General features: G+C 55.7%; 3 protein-coding genes. All 3 read right to left on the bottom strand.

All coding sequences use genetic code 11. The features are described 5' to 3' along the window. Nucleotides 1-2057 (bottom strand): WD40 repeat domain-containing protein (locus ABX962_RS26405; RefSeq protein ID WP_372723846.1); only part of this gene is annotated, 2057 nt, incomplete at its 3' end. An 85-nt stretch (nucleotides 2058-2142) separates the two neighbouring features. Beyond that, nucleotides 2143-4647, bottom strand: a complete 2505-nt coding sequence (locus tag ABX962_RS26400; protein WP_372723844.1) for a DUF1549 domain-containing protein — start codon at nucleotides 4645-4647, stop codon at nucleotides 2143-2145. Between the two features lie 257 nt (nucleotides 4648-4904). Continuing rightward, the gene (locus ABX962_RS26395) at nucleotides 4905-6281 is read right to left on the bottom strand and encodes a DUF1501 domain-containing protein (RefSeq protein WP_372723842.1); all 1377 of its coding nucleotides are present in this window, start codon (nucleotides 6279-6281) and stop codon (nucleotides 4905-4907) included. Nucleotides 6282-6550 lie beyond the last annotated feature (269 nt).

The following is a 6550-nucleotide window of genomic DNA, read 5'->3' as shown; positions in this document are numbered from 1 at the left end:
TTAAAAATGGGGCCTTTCAGTTGAGTGATCGAGGGGCGGAAACTCGGCGTCGCGGCGCGGACACCAAGCCGATATTGAAATACTTCGCCCCCCTCGCCTCGCGTGTCGGTAATGCGAACCTTGAAAGTCCCATCATGTGGCGCCGTGAACAACAATCGACTGGCATTGCCCGCGATTCGCATGGGGTCGTCGTCGTTTTCATAATAAACATCGAATACCGGCAACCCATTTGCGATTGGGGATTCGTCTTCGGCAAGCGGACGGACGACGTAGCCCGGTTCGCCTAATGCGTGCGTGGTTCCGCTGGTCCCAAAATAAGTCCAACGCTGGCCTTCGCCCGGATACGTGTCAAATCCCGAATCGGGACCACGTGGATGTTTCCACAATCGCGAGACTTCGCCGGAGGAATAGAAGTAGTCGCCCAAATTCATATCCTGCCAATTGAAGACGCGGAAATCGTTCGACTGCATGCTGTCTTTACCGCGAAACGTGAAATACGAATCGCGGACGGCTTGCAACCGCGTTCGCAAGACTGGATGGTCGTCGGAATCCAAGATCGAGACAATCGGATCAATCGGACTGTTTCCAATCTTGTCCGCATCAATCGCCCAAACTTCGCCTGCATTGGCATGCCAAGCGTAAACGTCAACTTCGCCCGTCGCAGAGATAACACCGCTAACCTCGGCCCCGCGTGGAAGCGTGTTGCCATCAGATTCACCGCGTACCGAAAGTGCATCAAGATCCATGTAGACCGGTGTGACCGGATCAGCCGCAGTTAATTTCTCCACGGTCGACCGGGGCAGCGCCCGGCTGACAACTTGTCCGTTGATCAGCGAGATCAGCACGGAATCCGATGCTGTGTCGAAGGCGATATCGGTCCCCGTATCTGGCACCGATTCGAGTGACGCGACTTGTTTCCATGACACGGTGTCAAGCAGTTTTACGTTTCCTGATTGGCTAAGCACTACCATACGATTCGAATCGGCTGCGAACGCGAAACCGACCAGTGGCGACTCGTCGACAAACCGCGTGACGACGAGCGGATTGATCGCGGGCGTATCGATGCTTTTAAGCCGCCAGACACGCAATCGATTATCCGCACCACAGCCGACGACGAATTTGCCGTCGGCGGTAAAGTCGACCGCCAACATCTCGCCCTCACCCTGGCTGAGGGTATCAAGACGCTTGCCCGTTTGGACATTCCAAACTTTGATCGTGGCATCAGCACTAGCACTGGCCAAAACCTTTGAGTCGTGCGAGAAGGCCAAGTCATATATTGCGCCGTTGTGCCCGGTCAATTCATGCACAACCTTGGCGGTATCACGGTCCCACAACTTGATCACGCGGTCATAGCCTGCCGTTGCTACCCACTTTTCATTGGCGGAAAAGACAGCCGAATACAACACGTCGCGATGGCCGAGCATCTCGGATTCCATGCTCGCATCGTCAACGCGATAGATGGCGGCGCGGCCAAAGGCTCCGGTTAACCCCGATGCAACCAGAATGCGTTTTGCATCGCGACTGAACTCAAGCGAATTGACTTTGCCTGGCAGTCCTCGGATTTCGGAGATTGCCGTGCCGTCGGCATGTACGATCTGAACGGCTGAAAAGCTAGCGATCGCACGTACACTGCCGTCCGCAGAAACCGCGATCGAGGTGACGGGGCGTGGTGAGTCTTTATCGGGTTCAATTTGCGGCGTTCGCAGCGACGTTTTGATCGGCATGTCGCCATCCGGACCCACAGCCCCCTGATCAATCCAAGCTGCAATCGTCTCGATTTCATCGACACTCGGCCCCGGTTCGTCATCGGGCGGCATTTTGGGTTCGATCTTACCCATCGTCATCAACAACATTCGGCTGCTACCTGCCGCACCGGCGGTAACCGCCAAACCGGTATCGCCCCCTGCCAACAGGGCAGCGTGATCATCGAGTCGCAATCCGCCTTCGTTGTCGTCCGCGTTGTGACAACCGACGCAGTATTTGTTCAGAATGGGCGACACATCGGTCACGAAATCTACCGTATCGGCGGCGTTGACCGTGACGTTAGTGGCAATCATCAATAATGGGATCAAGAGGAAACGCATAAGGAACAATTAAGATGCGAGAAACATTTTCAGGTGGGGATGCGGCGTCTAGCAGCCATCAATGATTGAAGGTGAATTCGGTGCTCGTCAACATGCTCCAGGCGACGTCCTGCATTGCCGTGCTGAGATCGTCGCCGTATTCGTCAACGACCTTCATTAGCCGTTCGCGTTCCTCGAGTGATGGAGGCCGCGATAGTCCAGCGAGGAACAACGTTTCAATCATCTCGGACGGAGATTTGCCGTCGGCGATTAGCTTCGCGATCCGATTGTTCGCTTGTTGAAGTTTCGGGTTCAGCGTTTCACCATTGGATAGATGCAGAACTTGAACCATGCTCTGTTCAGAACTGCGTTCGCATTCGCAAGTGATCTCGCGTGGATTGCGACCAAACGTGTCGAGGAAATACGACGCGACTGCCGAGTCATAGAGCTCAATCGCCCTGGTCCCCGCAGGATAAAAGTCGGTCTTTTGCTTGTCCGCCCCAGGAAACGCGACTTGATCAAATTTGGATGAGGTTTCCAATGTTTGGTCAATCGCGTCCAGCATCACTTCGGCCATCAGACGACGGGGGTAATAGCGACTCAGGTACTTTTGTTCGAGTTCATTTTCGGCCAAAGCGACGCTGCTGCGTTGATAGGTTTCACTTTGCAAAATTACCCGCATCAACTTCTTCAAATCAAATTCGGCGGCCACCACGTAATGGGCTGACGCGGCTAAGAGTGGTTCGTTGCTGGCGGGATTGCTCAATCGCAGATCATCCACTTGTTCCACCAACCCGCGACCGAAAAAGTTTGCCCACACGCGGTTGGTGATCGAGCGAGCGAAGTAGGGATTCGAAGGATCGGTCAACCAATCGGCGAGCACGGCACGGCGATCCGATGGGTCGTCAAAATCAAGCGGCGGAGCATCCAGCGGAGCGGGCGGTTGAGGTTTGCCGCGATTAGGCTGGATCAGATCCCCGGACGTCGCCACGTACAACGTGCGGATACCGTCCCCATTGCGACTGTCACCGCCCCAGCCCTTGGCACGTACGCGAGCGAACAGATTCGCCATCCCGTAGTACTGGTCGTTACTCCATTTTTCAAGCGGATGGTTATGACACTTCGCGCATCCGATCGACAACCCCAGGAATGCTTGACAGGCGTTTTCCGTCATCTCCTCGGGCGTTTGATGTAACGCGTAAAAGTTGGTCGCACCGTTTTCGTTGCTTAAACCCGATGCCGTCAGAATCTCGCGCACGATCTGATCCCACGGCTTGTTTTGTTGAACCTGGCTACGGATCCACTGGTAATAGGTCTTCACCGCGGCCGGACGCAACCGCGTTCCATTGACGAGCAAAATGTCGCACCATCGATAGGTCCAGTAGTCAACATAGTCGTCGCTACAGAGCAAACGTTCGATCAAGCGATCACGTCGATCGACGGCAGAGTCCGCTAGATAGATTTGTCGCTCGCTTAGACTTGGCAAACGTCCAATCGTGTCGAGTGTGGCACGGCGAAGAAACGTCTCGTCATCACATCGGGGTGAAGGCCGAAGATTCAGCGTTTTGAGCTGTGCCAGGGTCAGCTCGTCAATGAAATTGCGAGTTGGCGCGGCGGTATAAACTTCGCTAGCGATTTCATGCGGATAGGGAACGGTCATTCTCGCCAGTGCGACTTTGCTGCCGAACCAAACCAACACGGCTCCTTCACCACTGCCGACGACATCGACGACGCCGTTATCGTCGACCGTGACGATCGCTTCATCCGTCGCTGAGAAGACTGCCCAATGAGTCACGTCGACGATACGGTCGTCGTTGTAATGTGCATTGACGAGCACCCGTGTGCGATCACCGGGACGAAGCATACTCGCAGCGGGAGTCACCGTGATACGTTCGAGCCGCACATCGTCGTCGCTGGGCCCGCGAGCTCCCGCGGCTATCCAAGTCGACAGCACTCGATAATCACGCGACTCGGTATCAAGCCTTAGCCCCCCTTTGTGTGGCAACGCCCCACTTGGTTTGGCGACCAGCAAACTGCGGCCCGGATCGGACAACTCAACGCGTCGCCCCTTGGCTTCTCGTGTGATGCTGACGAAGTCGGATTGGCTGTCATAACCACGTAGCGAAAGCCGGAATCCCCCCTTACCAGCCAACGCGCCGTGGCAAGCACCGGTGTTACACCCCAGACGCGATAGGACCGATTGCACGTCGTTGCGAAAACTCCATTGGTGGAGTTCATCGAACCCGTTCACGGTGACTTCGGTTGTCGAAACCGCATCGCCAACGCGTGCGGTGATCGTTGATGTCCCGTTACCAGTCGCGATCGCCACGGTGTCGTCAATCGTCACGACATCGGGGTCGCTGGATGTCCACTGCACATTATCGTCGATGATCGCCGCTGGCACGTTCACGATATCTGGCACGTTCACGAGATCTGACACGTGAACGACCATCAATTGTTGGCGTCCTTCGCTGCCAGAGAGCGTGAATGATTTCGGCAGCACCGCGATCTCATTGGCCGCCACCGCGATCTGCGAGATCACGGCAGCGAGCAACAAGAGGTGCAAGCGATTTGGGATGATCATGGTTGCGATAGGTCTTTTTCGTGAACTTGGCTGGTTGCCCGTCAGGCAGTAAACGCTTGGAATAAATTCGTGTCGTGGATCGCTCGGGAGGTTCCATTTATTACTTTCGTAGCTACGCTCGCCAGAGCGTGGATTTCCGCCGTCTGGCGACGGCAGCTACGTCGAAATCCGACAGCCATTTTCCGCTCGAGCCCGCGATTCAACGTTCCGATCGCGGAGCGATCAACGACTATCCGTCAGCGATTGTTTCGATGTTTCTATGCAAACAGTTCTTTGATCTCGCGGACGCCAAAATCGACCAGCGGAAACGGGCGTCCGGCAGGCCCCGGCAGCTCTGCATGCAGGTCGAGCCCCAAGCTTTTAAAGATCGTTGCAATGATTTCGCCTGGGTTCGCAGGACGATCCGCTGGAACCGCTCCCATCGGGTCACTCGCCCCAATCGCACGACCTCCCTTGACGCCGCCACCGGCGAACGTGCACGAGAAACATTGAGGCCAATGATCACGTCCGCCTGCGGGATTCACTTTGGGTGTCCGGCCGAACTCAGCCAACCCGCATACCATCGTGTCGTCGAGCATTCCACGATCTGCCAAATCGGCGATCAATGCCGAGTAGGCTTGATCGTACATTGGGGCGACGATGTTCTTCATCCCCTCGATCGTCGTAAACGGCTTGCTGCCGTGAATGTCCCAAGTGACTTCGTTGAAAACGGTTAAGAACGTGTTGATCGTTACGAAACGAACACCGGCTTCGATCAATCGTCGCGACAGCAAGCAACATTGTCCAAAGCGATTCATTCCGTAGCGTTCACGAACCGCCGTCGTTTCTTGAGTCAAATCGAATGCCTCGCGAGCTTGCGGGCTGCTCATCAGCCGATAGGCCGACTCAAAATTCTTGTCCATCATCTTTGCCGACTCGGACGCTTCGAGCTGCTTCATCCGTCCCTCGATGGCATCTCGCATTCTGCGGCGCCGATCAATCCGCACATCGCCTAGAGTCGAAGGGGGCAGCAAATCGGGGACTTTAAAATTCGCTTGACTGGGGTCGGCCATCAGTGCAAACGGATCAAACGATTTCCCCAGAAATCCGCCTGCTTGTCCGTTGGGCAAATTGCCGCCACCACGCCCCATCGTTTCGGGCAGCACGACGTGCGCGGGCAAATCCGTCCGGCGGCCTTGCAAGTACTGGACCACCGCCCCAGCGTGCGGATAGTTCACTCCGCCGCTGAATTGACGCCCCGTTTGCATCATCTGCCAACCTGCGTCGTGAACCGCCGCGGAGGTGTGGTAACAAGACCGTACGATCGAGAACTTATCCGCGACCTCGGCGTGCTTGGGCAGAATCTCGGAAAGTTGAAAGTCTCCCCTGGTAGAAATCGGTTTGAACGGCCCTCGCACTTCGGCGGGAGCCTCGGGTTTCATGTCGAAGGTATCAAGTTGGCTAGGTGCCCCAAGATTGAAAATCATGATGCAGCTGCGTTTGTCGTTGCTGCGATCAACCGCTCCTATTTCTTCCGCCGCCAAGAGCTCGGGCAAGCTCAACCCGATCGCTCCGAGCGTGCCGACTTGTAAAAAGTCGCGACGCGATACGCCGTCACAAGTATGTGCGATACCACGCGAGGTTAGATTTAGCATGAGGTCGGAATGTGGGGAGGGGATGTCTAGGTAGGGAACGCTCGTTGCCGCACCGCCGTAAAATCCCTAATTAGGTCCACGAAGGTTAGTGTTAGGGACGGACGAGCGGACGTATAATACCCCTTATTGTAGCTTCAATGGTAGCGTGACTGCAAAGTGCTTTCAGGACCATCGGAAGAATAACTGACGGCGTCTTCCCTAGTGGACGCGGCAACGAGTCCTTTTTGGCTCCGTGGAGCTGCAGGACTCGTAGCCGCGTCCACTACCGC

This window comes from Novipirellula sp. (genome assembly GCF_041583735.1).
In the GTDB taxonomy this organism is placed as follows: Bacteria; Planctomycetota; Planctomycetia; order Pirellulales; family Pirellulaceae; genus Novipirellula.
The sequence above is the reverse complement of the archived record's forward strand: the minus strand, read 5'-3'. Positions and strand labels throughout refer to the sequence as shown.